The sequence below is a fragment of the Nocardia sp. NPDC056064 genome (genome assembly GCF_042266925.1).
Lineage (GTDB): Bacteria > Actinomycetota > Actinomycetes > Mycobacteriales > Mycobacteriaceae > Nocardia.
In genome coordinates, this window is record NZ_JBHJWO010000001.1 from 2,150,461 (window position 1) to 2,168,939 (window position 18,479).

Annotated in this window: 13 protein-coding genes; 4 read left to right on the forward strand and 9 right to left on the reverse strand. The window is 71.3% G+C overall.

The window, feature by feature from the left end:
• Position 1 precedes the first annotated feature (1 nt).
• Positions 2-880, reverse strand: coding sequence for an LGFP repeat-containing protein (locus ACFC06_RS09890; RefSeq protein ID WP_375929383.1), 879 nt, complete (start codon positions 878-880; stop codon positions 2-4).
• Between the two features lie 260 nt (positions 881-1,140).
• Here ACFC06_RS09890 and ACFC06_RS09895 point away from each other — a divergent pair, with 260 nt between their 5' ends.
• Both ACFC06_RS09895 and ACFC06_RS09900 read left to right on the forward strand, forming a co-directional pair.
• Positions 1,141-1,992: a 3-hydroxybutyryl-CoA dehydrogenase gene (locus tag ACFC06_RS09895; protein WP_375929384.1), complete on the forward strand. Its 852-nt coding sequence runs from the start codon at positions 1,141-1,143 to the stop codon at positions 1,990-1,992.
• Between the two features lie 81 nt (positions 1,993-2,073).
• Positions 2,074-2,673: a TetR/AcrR family transcriptional regulator gene (locus tag ACFC06_RS09900; RefSeq protein WP_375929385.1), complete on the forward strand. Its 600-nt coding sequence runs from the start codon at positions 2,074-2,076 to the stop codon at positions 2,671-2,673.
• Positions 2,674-2,676: 3 nt separating this feature from the next.
• Here ACFC06_RS09900 and ACFC06_RS09905 read toward each other — a convergent pair whose 3' ends face one another.
• From ACFC06_RS09905 to ACFC06_RS09920, 4 genes are all read right to left on the reverse strand, one after another.
• A complete protein-coding gene (locus ACFC06_RS09905) occupies positions 2,677-8,835 on the reverse strand; it encodes an amino acid adenylation domain-containing protein (RefSeq protein ID WP_375929386.1) in 6,159 nt (2,052 codons plus the stop codon).
• Between the two features lie 368 nt (positions 8,836-9,203).
• On the reverse strand, positions 9,204-10,148 hold the full coding sequence (locus ACFC06_RS09910) for a lysophospholipid acyltransferase family protein (RefSeq protein ID WP_375929387.1): 945 nt from the start codon (positions 10,146-10,148) through the stop codon (positions 9,204-9,206).
• 5 nt (positions 10,149-10,153) lie between these two features.
• On the reverse strand, positions 10,154-10,978 hold the full coding sequence (locus ACFC06_RS09915; protein WP_375929388.1) for a GNAT family N-acetyltransferase: 825 nt from the start codon (positions 10,976-10,978) through the stop codon (positions 10,154-10,156).
• A gap of 203 nt (positions 10,979-11,181) precedes the next feature.
• Complete coding sequence (locus ACFC06_RS09920) at positions 11,182-12,549, reverse strand: NAD(P)/FAD-dependent oxidoreductase (RefSeq protein WP_375929389.1); 1,368 nt, start codon at positions 12,547-12,549, stop codon at positions 11,182-11,184.
• A 134-nt stretch (positions 12,550-12,683) separates the two neighbouring features.
• Here ACFC06_RS09920 and ACFC06_RS09925 point away from each other — a divergent pair, with 134 nt between their 5' ends.
• On the forward strand, positions 12,684-13,538 hold the full coding sequence (locus tag ACFC06_RS09925) for a LysR family transcriptional regulator (protein ID WP_375929390.1): 855 nt from the start codon (positions 12,684-12,686) through the stop codon (positions 13,536-13,538).
• A 4-nt stretch (positions 13,539-13,542) separates the two neighbouring features.
• Here the strand turns inward: ACFC06_RS09925 and ACFC06_RS09930 are convergent, their stop codons facing one another.
• The 3 genes from ACFC06_RS09930 to ACFC06_RS09940 are packed head-to-tail and all read right to left on the reverse strand — an operon-like array spanning position 13,543 to position 16,896.
• Entirely contained in the window at positions 13,543-15,195 is a 1,653-nt protein-coding gene (locus ACFC06_RS09930) for a protein kinase (RefSeq protein WP_375929391.1), read from the reverse strand.
• Between the two features lie 54 nt (positions 15,196-15,249).
• Positions 15,250-15,903, reverse strand: coding sequence for an ankyrin repeat domain-containing protein (locus tag ACFC06_RS09935; protein ID WP_375929392.1), 654 nt, complete (start codon positions 15,901-15,903; stop codon positions 15,250-15,252).
• A 21-nt stretch (positions 15,904-15,924) separates the two neighbouring features.
• Entirely contained in the window at positions 15,925-16,896 is a 972-nt protein-coding gene (locus ACFC06_RS09940) for an aminoglycoside phosphotransferase family protein (protein ID WP_375929393.1), read from the reverse strand.
• 96 nt (positions 16,897-16,992) lie between these two features.
• Here ACFC06_RS09940 and ACFC06_RS09945 point away from each other — a divergent pair, with 96 nt between their 5' ends.
• On the forward strand, positions 16,993-17,430 hold the full coding sequence (locus ACFC06_RS09945; RefSeq protein ID WP_375929394.1) for a GNAT family N-acetyltransferase: 438 nt from the start codon (positions 16,993-16,995) through the stop codon (positions 17,428-17,430).
• Between the two features lie 87 nt (positions 17,431-17,517).
• Here ACFC06_RS09945 and ACFC06_RS09950 read toward each other — a convergent pair whose 3' ends face one another.
• The gene (locus tag ACFC06_RS09950) at positions 17,518-18,474 is read right to left on the reverse strand and encodes an electron transfer flavoprotein subunit alpha/FixB family protein (RefSeq protein WP_375929395.1); all 957 of its coding nucleotides are present in this window, start codon (positions 18,472-18,474) and stop codon (positions 17,518-17,520) included.
• Positions 18,475-18,479 lie beyond the last annotated feature (5 nt).

Consider the following 18,479-nt stretch of genomic DNA (forward strand, 5'->3'; position numbering starts at 1 on the left):
ATCAGCAGGTCGCCGAGTCGATCACCGCGCCGGTGGTGCGGTTCCAGGTGATGCAGCCGTAGGTGAAGTCGGAGCGTTTGCCGGTGGGGGTGTCGTATTCGTCGGTGACGGGGTAGCCGAGGTAGGAGCGTTCCCAGCCGAGGGCGGCCCAGCGGTCGCGGATGCGGCCGTTGACGCCGTGGGGACCGGTGTCGGGGCTCCAGTAGATCGAAGCGCCCTGCTGGTCGTCGCCGGTGAAGTGGGTGTAGGTGCCGTTGTCCAGGCTCATGGTGTTGGTGGTGGGCCAGCCGTAACGGCCGGTCTCCCAGCCGGAGTCGGCCCATTTGGCGTGGATGCCGTAGCCGTTCTGGCCGTAGTCGTGGACCCAGTGGGCCGCTTCGCCGGGACGCCAGTAGATCGAGGACTCGGGGGTGGTGCCGCCGCGGCTGAAATGGTTGTAGCGGCCGCCGGATTCAGCGGTGGGGCACTCGTCGGTGATCGGGACGCCGGTGGCGCGGTGTCCGCCCGCGTTCCACATGGTCTCCTTGATCAGGCCGTGTACCTCGTGGACGCCGGTGTCGGCGCGCGAGTACAGGATCGCGGGCCATCCGGGCGGACCGGCGTAGTCGCGCAGGAACACTCCGCCTTCCTCGCTCTCGCGTTCGGGGCCGGTGGGGGCGCCGAGCAGATCGCGCAGGGCCGGGTCGCTGTGGTAGCGGTCGTCGATCGCCGAGCCGGCGGCCAGGGTCTGCGGAGCGCTGGTCACCCCGCACAGGGGCCAGCCGTACTGGGCCGCGGCCGGAGCGGCCGACAGCGGGAACAGGCCGGCCGCCACGATCGAGACCGCACCCGCGCCGATCCCGATGCGCCGGGCCGAGTGCCGAAACAGGTTGTGCTGCATGATGTCCTCCCCAGGAATCGAATGCTGTTCATGCCAGTTCGCCCCGGCATCGGCGACGGTTACCGGCCCCGCGAGATCGTTACCTGCACTAAGCACCGTTATCGGCCCGCGACCCGATCCCGCGCGTGTGGCATCGACCGGCCCGCCCCTGGTGACGGGCAGATGTGAATTTCGTCGCCACCGCCGGATCGATCCGCACGCGGTGGGCCATGAAATGATTCTGTGATCTACAGGGCTACTCGATAGTGGGAGTGACAGCAGTGAAGTTGATCGGTGTGATCGGTGGCGGCACCATGGGTGCCGGAATCGCGGAGGTCTGTGCCAAGGCGGGCAGCGAAGTGCTGGTGCTCGAGACCAAGCCGGAGTTCGCCGAGGCCGCCGAACAGCGCATCGCCGCCTCGATCGGCCGGGGCGTGACCAAGGGCAAGATCACCCAGGAAGACGCCGACGCCGTGCTCGCGCGCGTGCGGGTCACCCTCGACATCGAGGAGTTCGCCGATCGCGACCTGGTGATCGAGGCCGCGCCCGAGATCGAGGCCGTGAAGTACGACATCTTCGGCAAGCTCGACAAGATCGTCAAGCCCGAGGGCATCCTGGCCACCAACACCTCCTCGATCCCGGTGATCAAGGTGGCCGGTGCCACCGAGCGGCCCGAGCGCGTGGTCGGCGTGCACTTCTTCAATCCGGTGCCGGTGATGCCGCTGGTGGAGATCATCTCCACCCTGGTGACCGCGCCGGAGGCGGCCGCGGCCGTCACCGACTACGCCAAGAACACCCTGGGCAAGCTGACCGTGCAGGCCGGTGACCGCTCCGGCTTCATCGTCAACGCGCTGCTCATCCCCTACCTGTGCTCGGCCATCCGGATGCTCGAGTCCGGCTACGCCACCGCCGAGGACATCGACGCGGCCATGAAGGGCGGCTGCGGCTACCCGATGGGCCCGCTGACCCTGCTCGACACCGTCGGCCTCGACATCGCGCTGGCCGCCGCCGAGTCGCTCTACGCCGAGTTCGCCGAGCCGCACTACGCTCCCCCGGCCCTGCTGCGCCGGATGGTCGACGCGGGCCGCCTCGGCCGCAAGTCGGGTCGCGGGTTCTACGACTACGCGAAGTGATCTGTCCCCGCGGGAGCCGGGCGGCTCCCGCGGGTTCATCAAACGAACCGTCTCGTCTCGTTCCGGTGGTAGTCTGCCGGAATGACGAACGATCGCGGTCCGGCGGCTTCACGGCGCAGCGAACGCTCGCGCCAGGCCATCCTCGCCGCCACCAGGGAGCTGGTCTCCGAGGTCGGCTACGGCAAGGTCACCATCGAGGCCATCGCGGCGAAGGCCGGGGTCGGCAAACAGACCATCTACCGGTGGTGGCCGTCCAAAGGGGCGGTGATCTTCGACGCGTTCCTCGCGCTCAGCGAGGCCGCCGACGGCCAGGAGATGGCGCTGCCCGACACCGGCGACCTGGCGGCCGACCTGAGACTCGTGCTGCGCGCCACCGTCGCCGAATTCGCCGATCCGGCCTTCGAGCGCCCGATCCGCGCGCTCAACACCGAGATCATCACCGATCCCGAACTCGCCGCCCAGTACCGCGAGAAACTGGCGGGCCCGGTCGACGAACTAAAGAAGCAGCGGCTGCGCAGCGCCCAGCGGGCGGGGCAGCTCGACCCCGACGCCGACCTCGACCTGGTCCTCGAGCTGCTCTACGCGCCCCTGTTCCAGCGCTGGCTGCTGCGCTCGGGCCCGCTCACCGACGACTACGCCGACGCGCTGGTCGACCGCACGCTGCGCGCCTTCGGCCCCTGACCCCTACGCCGGTTGCAGGTGACCGCCCGGCGCCGGGAAGAAGCCGGTCTCGATGTAGTGGTCGAAGTAGCGGCGGATGACCTCGGCGTCGACCGGCGGGAAGTCGATCGGCAGTCCGCGGAAGACCTCCTGCGGGGCGCCCGCCTCGACGGCGGTGAGCACCGTGGCCGGGGTCGCCTTGGCCAGCACCGCCGCGTAGTTGCCGCTCAGGGCCGAGGCCCTGGCCAGGATCGGGTCGGCGTCGGGGTGTTCGGCGGCGGTGGTGAGGGTCAGGCCGAATTCGATCGGGTCGACGAACTCGAAGCGGTAGTCGCGGCGGCGGATCTCCTCGTAGACCAGTTGCAGCGGGACCTGCGACCCGGCGGCGCGATAGGTGTTGCCGAGGGCGGCGGGGTCCAGGGAACGGCCCACGATGCCCGCGGCGACATGGTCGACCGGCGCCATCTCGACACCGATGGCGCGCACGTCGACGGCGACGCCGAGCACCAGCATGGCGCGCAGCATCGTCCACCAGGCGTCCTCGGCGGGCGCGGCGCCGCTGACGGAATCACCGGTGATCAGACCCGGCCGGTAGACCGCGATCGGGACACCGCGCTCGATCGCGGTGTAGACGAGCTGTTCGGCCACCCACTTGGTCATCGCGTAGCCGGGCAGGCCGCCGGGAATGCCGCTGTCCTGCGGGATTCCGGCCAGCACCGACAGCGTCGAGACGTAGTGCACGGGCGTGAGCCGCGTGGTGGTGGCCAGGCGCAGCACTTCGGTGGTGCCACCGACATTGGCCGCGCGCATGCGCCCGTACGGTTCGAGATGGTTGACCAGCGCGCCGTTGTGGTAGATCGCGTCGATCCCGTCCGCGAGTTCGGCGAAGCGCGACGGCTCGATCCCGAGGCCGGGCCTGCCGAGATCGCCGGGCACGCCGACCAGCCGCTCCCGGGCGCCGGACAGGTCGATGCCGTACTTGGCGGCGGTGGCGACGACCCGGTCCACGGCGGTGGCGTCGTCGGTGGCGCGGACCAGGCAGTGGATGGTGGCGTCGGTGTAGGTGAGCAGCTCGCGCAGCAGGAAGCTGCCGAGGAAGCCGGTGGCACCGGTGAGCAGGATCGTGCGCGGGGCGCCGGGGCGGGCCGGTGCGCAGCCGGTGGGGTCGATCGCCGGATCGAGGACGATGTCGGCGGCCGGGTCGGGGCCGGTGGCCGAGGCCGCCGACTCGTCGCGCACCGCCAGCGCCAGATCGCTGACCAGCGGATAGCTGAACAGCAGGCGCAGCGCGACGTCGACGCCGAGCCGCTCGGACAGTGCCGCGCGGACCCGGATGGCCGAGAGCGAGGTGCCGCCGAGGACGAAGAAGTCGTCGTCGCGGCCGACCCGGTCGAGCTCGAGGATCTCGGCGAAGACCTCGGCGACGACCTGTTCGTCGTCGGTGGCCGGGGCCGTGTAGGCGCGGACCTCCTTGGCCGGGGTGGGCAGGGCCTTGCGGTCGAGCTTGCCGGTGGCGCCGAGCGGGAACTCGTCGAGCACCAGCAGCCGGTGCGGAATCATGTAGGGCGGCAGCAGGTTCCGCACGGCCGCGAGCACCTCGGTGACGTCGACGGCCTGGCCTGCCACCGGGGTGACATAGCCGACGAGCTGTTCGTGACGCACCGCGACCGCCGCGCCCGCCACCGCCGGGTGGGTGCGCAGCGCGGCTTCGATCTCGCCCGGCTCGATGCGCAGACCGTGCAGTTTGAGCTGCACGTCGGTGCGGCCGAGGTAGGTGATCTCGCCGGTCGGGAGCCTGCGCACCAGGTCACCGGTGCGGTACATGCGTTCGCCGACGGGACCGTAGGGGTCGGCGACGAACCGTTCGGTGGTCTTGTCCGGGCTGCCCAGGTAGCCGCGCGCCAGCTGGGCGCCCGCCAGATACAGCTCGCCGGGCGTGCCCAGCGGCACCGGCCGCAGCCGGGCGTCGAGGACGTAGGCGCGGGAGTTCCAGTGCGGCAGACCGATCGGGACGACGCCCTCGCCCACCTCGGTGACGTCGGCGCCGGTGATCGACACCGTGGCCTCGGTGGGGCCGTAGAGGTTGTGCAGCCTGCCCGCGGTGACGGCGGTGAACCGGTCGACGGTCGCGTTCGGCAGCGCCTCGCCACCGACCCAGACCGCGCGCAGGGAATGCAGCGCGTCGACGGGAGCCGCGGACAGCAGCATCTGCAGGACCGACGGCACGATGGTGGTGCCGGTGACCCGGTGCCGCGCGATGATTTCCGCGAGGTAGGCCGGATCGGTGAGCCCCCGCGAGGCGGCGACGATCATGTGCGCGCCCGCCCGCAGCGGAGTGGCGAAACCGATCATGGACGCGTCGAAGGTGAACGGAATCGACTGCAGCACCACATCGGTCGGCCCGACCCGGTACTCACCGGCCATGAACGCCGCCTGGTTGACGATGGCGGCGTGCGGCACGCCGACACCCTTGGGCTTGCCCGTCGACCCCGAGGTGAAGATCACGTACGCCAGGTCGAGGGCGCGCAGCGGCCGCAGCCGGTCGGCGTCGGTCAGCCACCGGGCCGGGAAGGCCGACAGCGCACCGGAACTCACGACCAGGTCGACGGCGACGAGCGGCACGTCCGGGACCTCGACGGCGTCACCGGAGGTGGTCAGCACGCACACCGGGCGCGCGACGGACACGATGTCGGCACGGCGTTCGGCGGGGGCGTCCGGGTCGATCGGCACATAGGCCCCGCCCGCGGCGAACACCGCGTACATGGCGACGACCAGGTCGGTCGAGGGACGGATCGCCACGCCGACCGTGCTGCCGGGGCCCACCCCGGTGGCCACCAGCAGCCGGGCCAGCCGGTTGACCCGGTCCGCGAGTTCGCCGTAGGTGAGGGTCAGTTCGCCCGCGGTCACCGCGGGCGCGGCGGGGTCGCGCAGCGCCTGCGCCCGGAAGGCGTCGAGCAGGGTCACATCCGGGATCGATCGCACCTCGCCCGCGGGCTCGGTGTGCTCGGCCGCGACCAGCAGCGGCAGGTCACCGACGGGCCGCTGCGGCGCGGCGACGGCGGCGGCGAGCAGCCCCGCCAGCCGCAGACCGAGCGTGGCCATGCTCGACTCGTCGAACAGGTCGGTGGCATAGCGCCAGGAGCAGCGCAGTCCGGCGGCATCGGGCTGCGGGACGACGGTGAGCTGCAGGTCGGTCGGCGCCACCTCGTCACCGAGGTCGACGGCCGAGACGATCAGATCGGGCAGTTCCAGCCGCGCGCCCGCGAAGTTCTGGAACGACAGCGCCACCTGATACAGCGGGTGGTGGGCCTGCGAGCGCGGCGGATCCAGTTCGGCGACAAGGCTTTCGAACGGGATGTCGGCGTGGGCGAAGGCGGCCAGGTCGGTCTCGCGGACCCGATCGAGCAGGGCGGCGAAGGATTCGGCGGCGTCGACGCGGGTGCGCAGCACGACGGTGTTGACGAACATGCCGACCAGATCGTCGAGCTCGGGTTCACCCCGTCCGGCGACCGGGGCGCCGACGGTGACGTCGTCGGTGCCGGCGATGCGGGCCAGCAGCACCGCCAGCGCGGCCCGGACCACCATGAACAGCGAGGCGTTGTGCTCGCGCGCGAGATCCTCCAGCGCGCCGTGCAATTCGGCGTCGAGCACGAAGTGGTGCGCGGCGCCGCGGCTGCCCGCGACCGGCGGCCGGGGCCGGTCCGTGGGCAGTTCCAGCAGGGTCGGGACACCGGCGAGTTCGTCGCGCCAGTAGTCGAGCTGCTGGGCCAGCAGCGAGCCGGGGTCCTCGGCCGCACCGAGGAGCTCGCGCTGCCAGAGCGTGTAGTCGGCGTACTGGACCGGCAGCGGCTGCCAGGTGGGCGCGCCACCGCGGGCGCGGGCGCTGTAGGCGCTCACCAGGTCACGGGTCAGCGGGCCGAGGGAGAAACCGTCGGTGGCGATGTGGTGCACGACCACCGCCAGCACGTGTTCGGTGGGGGTGAGCTGGAACAGGGCGGCGCGCACCGGAACTCGCGCGCACAGGTCGAAGCCGCCCGCGGTCAGCCGGGCCAGTTCCGCGCGCAGGTCGCCCGGCGCGACGGACCGGACCGCGAGATCGAGTCCGGCTTCGGCGGTGGGCAGCACCTGCTGGTACCCGGCGCCGTCGATCTCGGGGTACACGGTGCGCAGGACTTCGTGCCGGTCGAGCACATCGCCGAAGGCGGCGGTCAGCGCGGCGGTGTCGAGCGGGCCGGACAGACGCAGGGCGGCCGGGATGTTGTAGGAGCTGGACCCGGGGTCGAGCCGGGCCAGGAACCACATGCGCTGCTGGGCGAGCGAGAGCGGCACGCGGGGGCCGCGCTCGCGGCGGGTCAGCGGGACGCGGGCCGAGGCGGCGCCGGTCAGGTCGTCTAGGGCGGCGGCCAGGCGGGCCACCGTGGCGTGTTCGAAGACGGTGCGGGCGGGCACCCGGATCGCGGTGGCCGCGCCGAGCCGGCCCGCGAGCTGGGTGGCGAGCAGGGAATTGCCGCCGAGGGCGAAGAAGTCGTCGTCGCGGCCGATCTCGCCGGCGCCGAGCAGCTCGGCGAAGATCGTGGCGACCGTCGTCTCGGTGGCGGTGCGCGGTGCCTCGACAGCGCGTGCGGTGAGCTCGGGTTCGGGCAGGGCGCGGTGGTCGAGCTTGCCGACCGGGGTCAGCGGCAGCCGGTCGATGACCACGATCGCGGCGGGTACGGCGTGCTGGGGCAGGCGCTGTTCGGCGCGGCGGGTCAGCGCGGTGGTGTCGACGGTGGCGCCGGGCACGGGCACCACATAGGCGACGAGGGCGTCGGCGCCGCTGGGCAGGGTGCGGACCAGGGTCGTCGCCGTGCGGACGGTGTCCTCGGCGGCGAGTACCGCGTCGACCTCGCCGAGTTCGATGCGGAAGCCGCGCAGTTTCACCTGCGCGTCGGTGCGGCCGAGGAAGGCCAGCTGGGTCGAGCCGTCGGCGGTACGTTCCCATTTCACCATGTCGCCGGTGCGGTAGAGGCGTCCGCCGGTGACCGGGTCGGCGACGAAACGCGCGGCGGTGAGCCCGGCGCGGGCGTGGTAGCCGCGCGCCAGGCCGGGACCGGACAGGTAGAGCTCGCCGGGCACCCGGTCCGGGACCGGGCGCAGCCGGGCGTCGAGGACCAGTGCGGTCATGCCGGGGATCGGGGCGCCGATGGTGATCAGGTCACCGGGGGTGAGCGGGTCGCTGATCGAGGCCGCCACGGTGGTCTCGGTGGGTCCGTACAGGTTGTAGAACCGGCGACCGGCCGACCAGCGGGCGATCAGGTCCGGCGGGCAGGCCTCGCCGCCGACCACGATGGCCGCCAGATCCGGCAGCGCCGCGGCGTCGACGCCCGCCAGCGCCGCCGGGGTGATGAAGGCGTGGCTGACCCGTTCGGCGCGCAGCAGCTCGGCCAGTTCGTCGCCGCCGTAGATCTCGGGCTCGACGATGACCATGGTCGAGCTCGCGCCGATCGCCAGCAGCAGTTCGAGAATGCTCGCGTCGAAGCTGGGCGAGGCGAAGTGCAGGGTGCGCGCGGCGCCGGTGATGCCGAAGCGGCGGATCTGCTCGGCGCAGAGCCCGGCCAGGCCGGTGTGGGTGACGGCGACGCCCTTGGGCACGCCGGTGGATCCGGAGGTGTAGATGACGTAGGCGATGTCGTCGGGGTAGAGCCTGCGGGTGCGGTCGCCGGCGAGCACCGGCGCGTCCGAGGCGGCGGCCAGCTCGGTCGCGCAGTCGGCGGAGTCCAGGGCGAGCCAGCGCAGTCCGGCGTCGAGGCGGGTGGCGTCGGCGGCGGTGGCCACGCCGAATCCGGCGCCGGAGTCGGCGAGCATGTGCGCGACGCGCTCGGCCGGGTACCGCGGGTCGACGGGGACGAACGCGGCGCCGGTCTTGGCGACCGCCCACACCGCGACGACGGCCTCGATCGAGCGGGTCAGCGCCAGGACCACCCGGTCACCGGGGCCGACGCCGCGGCCGATGAGCACCCGGGCCAGCTGCGAGGAGCGCTGGTCGAGCTCGGTGTAGGTGAGTCCGCGCCCGGCGAAGCGGAGGGCGGGGGCGTCGGGGGCGCGTTCCACGGCGGCCAGCAGCAGCCGGGGCAGGGTGGACACCGGCGCGCGGCGGGAGTGGCGAGGGACGGGACGGCGTACGCCAGAAGCTTGCTCGGTCACCGGTCTTCGATTCCCTTCACCCTGCACTCGTCCGTCCGGAACGTCACCCGGACTCTCGGCTACACGGGGTATCGGCGAAATCCCGCGGGACGGTACGGCAAATATCTCATCAATTTCCGTCCAGCGGCAATCCAGAGGTTTGAACGTACCGACGATTGGGTATAGCCGACTGCCCAGTTTGTTGTACGCGCCATACGCAGGGCATTCACCCGAACCGCCCACCGCCGAGCGGACGCGGGCGTTTCACATTATCGGGCGCCCGCGCCGATCGGCGTCGACCAGCACATCCTCAGCGAAAGGTGCCCCCTCGACGCCACATCCCGGGGCCGCGACGCGATCCCCGGGATGTACAAAACGAACATAACTGATTACCAGCGAGTAGCCATCACCGTTCGGCGAATCGGTCCCCGCTCCCCCACCGACGGGTCCTGCACGCGGGTGCTGCCCGCGGCGATCCACTCGGTGTCGAGCAGGCCGTGGCGGGACGGGTCGGTGCCGCGCACGGCGTCCGCGCAGCGCCGGGCCAGGTCGCGGCGGTCCGTGCCGGGCCACTGCCGCGGTTCCAGCACGATCTCGACGGTCATGCCCTTGCTGCGCAGCACGCGCCGGGCCGAGTCACCGAAGGTGTCGGTGCCGACGAAGGCGGGGACGGTGCACGGGTTCCCGTCGCCGTCGAGGTAGCGCAGCCGCACGGGCTGGACGGGGGTGGCGGTGTCGATCGCGGCCTGGAACAGGGCGGGGCGCAGCGAGCCGTAGGCGCGGCCGCACCAGGTGGTGCCCTCGGGAAAGACCGCCACGCGCTGGCCGTCGGCCAGCCTGCGCGCGATCCGGTCGACCACGCCGGGCAGCTCGCGCAGCCGGGCGCGCTCGATCGGGATCACCCGGGTGAGCTTGGCCAGGGTGCCCAGCACCGGCCAGTCGACCATGTCGGCCCTGGCGACGAACCCGACCGGCTGCACGGCGGCCAGCGCGAGCACATCCGCCCAGCCGATGTGCCCGGCCACCACCAGCACACCGGTGTCCGGGGCGGCGAACCCGTCGACGGGTTCGTGACGGTGATCGACGATCCGCAGCCGCAGGCCCAGGCAGCGCAACGCGGTGCGGGCGTAGCGGCGCTGCATGTGTTCGCGGCGGGCCTTCGGCGTGGCCGCGGTGAGCACGGGGAAGCTCAGGACCAGCCCGATCACCCCGGCCAGCCGGGCCAGGGTGCGGGCGGTGCCGATCTCGTCGATCGGCTCGATGCAGGCGGGCCCGCAGGGGCTCGACGGCATCCACGAATGCGAGGCGGTGGCGGGCGGCGCGTCGAACACCATGGCGGTTACTTCCCGTCGAAATTGGCGGCCGCGCTCTGCAGCCGCTCCAGGTACCGGGTGTTGATGGTTTCCATGCCGAGCAGGGCGACGAAGTCGGCGACCGCGAAATCGGGGTCGTGCGCCGGTTCGCCGCAGATCTCGGCGCCCAGGCGCAGGTAGCCGCGTAACAGCGGCGGCAGCTTGGGCCTGCTCGGCGGGGTGAGATCGTCGAGGGCGACACCGTCGACGACGACCGGCCGGTACGGGTGCACCCGGCGCTCCGGATCGCAGGCGTGACGGCCGAGCAGCAGGTCACGCACGCCGCGCACATTGACCCCGGCCGGGTCCTGCGGGGTGTCGCGCATGGGCACCGAGACGCAGCCCATCACCCAGTCGTAGCCGGTGAGCTGGATGTAGTGCAGGATGCCCGCCCACATCAGGGTGAGCACCGAGCCGTTGCGGTGGTCGGGCACCACGCAGGCCCGGCCCATCTCGACGATCCGGTGCCCGGCCGGATCGAGCTGGGTGAGGTCGAATTCGGTCGCGGTGTAGTACCCACCCGCGGCGGCGACCTTGTCCGGCGGGAGCATGCGGTAGCAGCCGACGAACTGCTGGGTGAACTCGTCACGCACCAGCAGGTGGTCGCAGTGTTCGTCGAAACGGTCCGCGTCGCGGCCGGTGCCGTCGTCCGGGATGACGAAGCCCGGCTCGTTGGCGAACACCTGATAGCGCAGACGCTGTGCGGCCTCGCGGTGTTCGGCGTCCGAGGCCACCACCAGCGAGTACTGAGACTTCTCCACCCCTGTGCCCGTCGGACGAGCGGGCGCCGACAGTACTGACGTAATAGTCATACCGCTGATGAAGCCAGCCCGAATCGGCTTCGGGCTGACCGTGAAGTGTCGCCGCGATGCCGACTCGGTGAACGAGACCGCGGTCACACCGCCCGTTCACCGAACGGTCTCGAAACGTTCGCCGACCTGCGGGATTGCCGTCGAACTGCCCGGCCCACACGACGACCCGCCGCGCATGGCGACGGGTCGATCGTGGAGTTCGGTCAGACGGTGACGCGTTCGCGGGCGTCCTTGTCGTCCTCGGCGCGCTCCCGCGGAGTCGCGGGCGCCTGCTCGGCCTTCGGCGCCTGCTCGGCCTTCGGTACCGAATCGGCCTTCGGGGCCGGGAACGGGGCCGAAGCCGGGGGCAGATCGGCGAAGCCCGGACGCGCGGTGCCGATGAAGGCGACCAGCCACGAGGCCACCGCGGCGAAACGGTTGCGGAAGCCCACCAGGTAGAGCAGATGCACGGCCAGCCACATGGCCCACGCGATGGTGCCGCGGAAGCTGATCTTCTCGTTGAGCTTGACCACCGCGCTGAAGCGGCTGATCACGGCCATGCTGCCCTTGTCCCAGTAGACGAACGGCGTGCCCGCCGCCTTCTTGCGGCGGATGATGTCGGCGGCGTGGCGGCCCTCCTGCATGGCCACCGGCGACTGGCCGGGGTAGCCGTTGAGCGAGGTCATGTCGCCGATGGCGTAGATGTCGGCGTGGCCGCCGACGGTGAGGTCGGGGTTGATCAGCAGGCGGCCCGCGCGGTCGGTCTCGGCGCCGGTGGCCTCGGCCAGCAGCTTCGCGAACCCGCCGACCTGCACGCCCGCCGACCACACCACGGTCTCCGCGGCGATGCGGCGCTCGATGCCCTCCTTGTCGCGGACGGTCACCTTGCCTTCTTCGATGTCGGTGACGAAGGTGCCCAGCAGCACCTCGACGCCGCTGTCGGTCAGCGAGCGCTTGGCGTACTCCGACAGGCCACCACCGAAGGGCGGCAGCACCTCGCCCGCGCCCTCGACCAGGGTCACCGAGACCGGCTGGTGGAAGTGGCGCTTGGCGAGTTCCTTGATCTGGCCCGCGACCTCGACACCGGTGGCGCCCGCGCCGACGACCACGAAGCTGAGCAGCTTGCGCCGGGTCACCTCGTCGACGTGCTCGGCCTGGGCGAAGACCCGGGCGATCTGGGCGCGCAGGCGCTGGGCGTCGTCGATGGTCTTGAGCGAGAAGGTCTTCTCGGCGAAGTCGTCGCGGCCGAAGTAGCTCTGGCTGGCGCCGGTGGCGGCGATGAGCGAGCTGTAGCTGATCTGGCGGGTGCCCTCGGCGGTCTCATAGGTGAGCACGGCGGCGTCGGCGTCGATCCCGGTGACCTTGCCCAGGCGCACGTCGGCGGTGGGCACGCGGCGCAGTACGTTCTTGATCGGCGGGGCGATCTCGTCGGCGGTGAGGACCCCGGTGGCGACCTGGTACAGCAGCGGCTGGAACAGGTGCTCGGGCGTGCTCGAGATCAGGACGTAGTTGATTCGTGACTTGGCCAGCTGCTTCGCCGCGGCCAGCCCGCCGAAGCCCGAGCCGACGATGACGACATCTGTGTGTTCCATGATCACAACGCTCCAAGATCGGTAATGAGTCCTTTCCTATGAGTAAACGCGATGCGGAATGAAGATGTTTCCACTGCCTGGGCGCATACTGGAGATCACTCTTATCTGCATAACTAATGAATGGGAGCTACCTGGTGGAACTGCGTCAACTGGCCTACTTCGTCGCGGTGTGCGAGGAGCTCAGTTTCAGCCGCGCGGCCAACCGCTGCTTCATCTCCCAGTCCGCGATCAGCCATCAGATCGCGAGACTGGAACGTGATCTGGGGGCCCAGCTGTTCGAGCGCACGACCCGCGCGGTGGTCCCCACCGATGCCACGCTGCGGCTGCTGCCGCTGGCCAAGCAGATGCTGAGCCTGGAGTCGGCCATCCGCGCCGCCGTGCGCACCACCGGGCCGCGCGTGCGGCTGGCCGCGAACATGTCCTTCGCCGCGCCCTCGCTCTCGGCCATCGCCGCCGCCCGCGCCGCGCATCCCGACGCCGAGATCGAGTACGTGATCAAGCCGTTCCGGCAGCGGATCAACGCCGTGGCCGACGGGGACTGCGATCTGGCGCTGATCCGCGGCAGCGTGGACCAGCCCGGGCTGGCGGTCGAGCAACTGTGGGTGGAGGACCTGGTGATCGCCATCTCCAGCAGTCATCCGCTGGCCGAACGCGGCGCCGTCACCCTCGCCGACCTGGCCCCCTACCCGCTGCTGTTACCCCCGGAACAGGAGCAGGTGCTGCTGCACACCCTGATCCGCTCGGCCTTCGCCGACCTGCCCACCGGCCCCACCTTCGGCCCGCCGATCCCGCCCGACCACACCGCCACCATGGAACTGCTCAACCGCCCCGAATCCTGGACGATCCTCTACGAGGGCCCCACCAAGGGCCTGCTCACCCTCGACCTCACCGACCACCGCCTGCGCATCCCCGTCTCGGCGGTCCTGCGCGAGGAGGCCCGCCAGAACACCATCGTCAACACGCTGCTCGACGCGCTGCGGCGGCGGTGAGGGTTCACCAGCGCCCGGTGCGCAGCGCCTTGCGGTAGCGGATCCAGCGGCCGGTCGACGAGGAGGCCGCGGTGGCGACCAGCGCTCCCGCGAGCACGAAGACCGCGCCGCTGATCACGGTGCCGACGTACACCGACTGCACCGTGGTCGCCACCACCACGATCAGCGCGATGATGCCGATGAGCACCGCCGTCATCATCGACATCACCCGGCCCGCGGTGCGCGCGCACAACAGCAGCACGGCACCGCCCCCGGTGAAGGCGACGACCACGAGCAGGATCGCGATCGCGATGAAGGAGCCGGTGGTGTCGTCACCGCGGTCGATCTCCTTCATCGTCTCGGTGACACCGTAGATGGTGAAGGCCAGGATGCCGAGGCTCACCAGCAGGGTGAACACGCCCACCAGCATCGCCCCGGTCTTGCTCGGCTCGGGTCCGAGCTGTGCCCGCCACGCAGCGCCGTGCGCCATCGCCCTGCGCGGATCACCGACCGGCACACCGTATTCCGGCTGCGGCCACAGTGGTGCCTGACCGGCGTACCCGTGTTGTGCGGGCGCACCGAACCCGTACGGCTGTGCCACCGCGCCGTGCTGCTGCGCGTGCTCCCCGGAGCCGGGGCGGGAGCGCCCGTCGGCCGCCTGGTGCTCACCCGAACCGTGTTGCCGCACGGCCCCGGACCACGGCTGCCGATGCTCGCCCGACTCGCGCTGTGCCCCACCGGCCCACGACGGTCCACCGGTACCCGGCAGTGCGTACTCGCCGGATCCCCGTGCCGGTTGCGATGGATCGGTCCAGGGCCGCGAGACCACCGGTGCCGCGCTGTGCTTGCCTTCCAGCGCGTCGCGGATCGCCTCGGTGAATTCCGAAGCGCTACCGAAACGTTCGTCGCGGCGCTTGGCCATGGCCCGGGCGATCACGCCGTCGATCGCGGGCGGCAGGTCGGGCCTGCTCGCGCTCAGGCGCGGGACCGGCTGGGACAGGTGGCCCATCACCGCCTGGCCGGGGTTGGTCGAGGCGTAGGGCGGGTGCCCGGCGTAGAGGGCGAACAGGGTGCAGGCCAGGGAGTACTGGTCGCTGCGGTGGTCGACGACCTCGCCGGAGAGCTGTTCGGGCGAGGCGTAGGCGATGGTGGCGGTGAAGGTGCCGGTGGCGGTGAGCTGGGTGGCGGCGGTGGTCACCCGGGCGATGCCGAAATCGGTGAGCACGGCGCGCTGGCGGAGGCTGTGTTCGGCGTCGGCGATGAGGATGTTGCCCGGTTTCACGTCGCGGTGCAGGATGCCGTGCTGATTGGCGTAGTCCAGCGCCGCGGCGGTCTCGCCGATCAGCCCCGCGGTGACGCCCGGTTCGTGCGCGCGCGAATCCCAGGTGGCGGCGTCGGTGCCGCGGATGAACTGCATGGCGATCCACAGGTACCCGTCGTCGCTGCCCCGGTCGAACACACCGACGATGCCCGGGTGGTCGAGCTGCGCGACGACATCGGCCTCCTGCTCGAAGCGCCGCTGGAGCTCCCGATCACCGGAGAACTCGCGATTGAGCAGTTTCAGCGCCACGCTGCGCGGCAGCCGCGGATGCTGGGCGAGGTACACCGTGCCCATACCGCCTTGGCCGAGTACGCGTTCCAGGCGGTATCCGGCGAAACTCGCCCCCACATCCAGCACATCAGTTCCTTCCGTCCCCCGGTTCGCTGGCCGACGTTACCCGCCGGGCGACGCTCAGACGAACCCCTTCTCGACGAGCTCGAACCCGTCGGCCCTGACCCGGTGCCGCTGCCCCGAACCGCCCACGACCCGGCACCAGCTCTCGACCAGCAGCGCGTCGGTGATCTCCGGGTCGAGCGTGATCGAGAACCCGCCGTACATGCCCGGGATCGGGCACCACAGCACGGCTTTCGGGTATTCGAGCACCGGTCCCACCGGCGGCGTGCGGAACCGGCTCTCCACGCACAGGTCATACGCGCGGCTGAAAATGAGTGCCCGCAACTGACATTCGAGTTGCGCCAGCGTACTCGCGGACACCTCGCGCAGCAGTTCCGGCTCGAGCAGCGCCGCGAGATGGTCGTGGCCCCGCGCGGCGGCGATCTCGGCGGCGGTCTCCCCGTCGGTGGTGCGCAGCGTCCGCCACGCGCCGAAAGCCAGCAGCCGCTTGACGATCGACTCCGACGCGCCCTGATACGCGGCCTGATGCAGTGGTGCGAACCGCGACCAGCCGCCCAGGCGCGACAGGTTCACCCGGCCCCCGCTCGCGATCAGCCCGAAGACGGCGTCCCATTCCCCGGCCCGCGCCGCATCGGCGAGCCGATCCCGGCGTTCGCCCTCCTCCTCGGCCAGCATCGAGCGCCGCCCGGTTCCCTCCCACGTCAACTGCACGGCGGCCAGCCTAGTCAGCGTTCAGGTGAAGGGCAGGTCGGCGAGGGCGTAGGCGACGGAGGTGTGCAGGGCGAGCATCTCGGCGTCCTCGTCCTCGGCCGCCCAGGTCATCTCCTCGACGGTGCGCAGGAGTGCCCAGCCGCGCGCCCTGGCCGGGTCGACGGCCAGGGCCGCGGCGGTGGCGGTCACGACCGTGTCCGCGTGTTCGCGGGTGGGGCGGGACTGCACCTGGATCATGAGCAGGAACCCGGCGTCGAAGGCCGCCTCGCCGAGGCACGGCTTGGGGTCGATGAGCAGCCACGGTTCCCGTTTCGCGGCAACGATATTGCCGAGATGGGTGTCGCGGTTGACGATGAGCGGCGGGCCGTCGAACGTGGCCAGTTCGGCACACCGGTACGCCACCTGTTCGCGCAGCCGATCCGAGAGCAGCGGCGCCAGAGCGGGATCCGGGTCGGCGAGCCGAAGGCGCAGTGCCGCGATCAGATCGGTGGCCGGCGGCAGCGGCGGAAACTTCGGCGGCACGGCGGGCAGCGGCCGGCGCAATCGCCGGTAGAGCGAGCAGGCCAGGGCCACCTTCTCCGCGTTCTCGGGTCGGCCCTCCAGGCTCGGAAAGCCGGGCTGGGTCAGCAATGCCGTGCCCGGGTCCGCCAGTTCGAGCAGCATGGCGCCGCTGCCGGGATCGTATTCGAGCAGCCGCACCGCCCCGTCCCCGTCGTAGGCGTGCAGCGCCGTGGCCTCGGCGACGTTCTCCTCGTCGACCATCGGCACCTTCAACACCGCCAGTCTGCGGTCGTTTCGCAACACCACGGCGACGTAGGCGTGGGTCCCGCCGCGAAACGGCGCACTGAACTCCCGCAGACCCCACCGGGGCTTCAAGACGGCCACCACCCCGGGCAGCTCCTCGATCCAGCGCTGCCCCTCGGCACCGAAGACCGCGCGCACGTTCTCCTCGACCGCCGAATCCAGCACCACCCCGAACCGCCCCAACGACATTCCCCCACCCTGTCGACCCGACCCGGCCCCGTCAACCGACTTCCCCCCGACGAACCCAGCTCGACACATCGGCCCGGCCCCGGAAGAATTTCCGGCATGACCGCAGCCCCCGGATTCCCCGACGGTTACGAAGTCTCCACCGACCCCGCCCGCCTCGACCCGGCCCGCGTGCACCGGTGGTTGTCCACCGACTCCTACTGGGCCGAGGGCAGACCCCGCGACCGGCAGGACCGCGCCATCGCGGCCTCACTCAACTTCGGTGTGTACGACAGTGTGTCGGGCACTCAGGTCGCCTACGCCCGCGTCGTCACCGACCAGGCCACCTTCGCCTGGCTCTGCGATGTCTACGTCGACCGGAGTGTCCGTGGCAAAGGCGTCGGCACGGCCATGGTCGCGGCCGTCCGCGAGCACCTCGAGCCCTACGGCCTGACCCGTGTCGCGCTCGCCACGAACGACGCCCACGGCGTCTACGAGAAGATCGGCTTCACGCCCCTGCCGCGCCCCGAGAACTGGATGGTCCTCGGCAGGCCGTGACGGTGTCGTCAGAAAGCCGGCACGGACCCGAACGGCCCGGGTCTCCGTGACGGAGAACCGGGCCGTTCGTACAGCGTGGAGACGGTGTCAGCCCTTGTGGGACTTGACGGCCTCGGTCAGCTGCGGGGCGACGTTGAACAGGTCGCCCACGATGCCGTAGTCGGCGATCTCGAAGATGGGAGCCTCTTCGTCCTTGTTGACCGCGACGATGGTCTTCGAGGTCTGCATGCCGGCGCGGTGCTGGATGGCGCCGGAGATGCCCAGGGCGATGTAGAGCTGCGGCGAGACCGTCTTGCCGGTCTGACCCACCTGGAACTGGCCCGGGTAGTAGCCCGAGTCGACCGCGGCACGCGAGGCGCCGACGGCGGCACCGAGCGAGTCGGCCAGCGCCTCGACGATCGCGAAGTTGTCGGCCGAACCGACACCACGGCCACCGGAGACGACGATGCCCGCCTCGGTGAGCTCCGGACGGTCGCCGCCCACGATCGGCTCACGCGAGACGACCTTGACGACGCCGTCTTCCTGCGCGGGCACCTCGACGACGACCTGCTCGCCGGCACCGGCCTGCGGAGCGGCCTCGACGGCACCCGGACGGACCGAGATCACCGGCACATCGCCGGTGGCCTTGGCGTCGACGGTGAACGCGCCACCGAAGATGGAGTGCACGGCCGAGCCGTCACCGTTGACGCCGATGACGTCGACGAGCAGGCCGGAGCCGATGCGCGCGGCGAGGCGGCCCGACACCTCCTTGCCCTCGGCGGAGGCGGCGACGAGCACGGCGGCCGGACCGGCGGACTCGACCAGCGAGGCCAGCACGTCGACCTTCGGGGTCACCAGGAAGCCGTCGACGTCGTCGGACTCGGCGACGTAGATCTTCTCGGCACCGGCGGCGGCCAGCGCGGCGGCCAGCTTCTCGGCGGTCCCGGGGGCACCGGTGACCACGGCGGCCGGGGAGCCCAGCTCGCGGGCGGCGGTGATGAGTTCGGTGCTGACCTTCTTGACGGCACCGTCGGCGTGCTCGACGAGCACGAGTACTTCAGCCATTGTTC

What these genes read in the sequence shown, in the direction of transcription:
- ACFC06_RS09900 (WP_375929385.1), top strand. Translation starts at nt 2,074, where the DNA reads ATGACGAACGATCGCGGTCCGGCGGCTTCACGGCGCAGCGAACGCTCG.
- ACFC06_RS09890 (WP_375929383.1), bottom strand. Translation starts at nt 880, where the DNA reads ATGCAGCACAACCTGTTTCGGCACTCGGCCCGGCGCATCGGGATCGGC.
- ACFC06_RS09945 (WP_375929394.1), top strand. Translation starts at nt 16,993, where the DNA reads ATGACCGCAGCCCCCGGATTCCCCGACGGTTACGAAGTCTCCACCGAC.
- ACFC06_RS09915 (WP_375929388.1), bottom strand. Translation starts at nt 10,978, where the DNA reads ATGACTATTACGTCAGTACTGTCGGCGCCCGCTCGTCCGACGGGCACA.
- ACFC06_RS09940 (WP_375929393.1), bottom strand. Translation starts at nt 16,896, where the DNA reads ATGTCGTTGGGGCGGTTCGGGGTGGTGCTGGATTCGGCGGTCGAGGAG.
- ACFC06_RS09920 (WP_375929389.1), bottom strand. Translation starts at nt 12,549, where the DNA reads ATGGAACACACAGATGTCGTCATCGTCGGCTCGGGCTTCGGCGGGCTG.
- ACFC06_RS09950 (WP_375929395.1), bottom strand. Translation starts at nt 18,474, where the DNA reads ATGGCTGAAGTACTCGTGCTCGTCGAGCACGCCGACGGTGCCGTCAAG.
- ACFC06_RS09910 (WP_375929387.1), bottom strand. Translation starts at nt 10,148, where the DNA reads ATGGTGTTCGACGCGCCGCCCGCCACCGCCTCGCATTCGTGGATGCCG.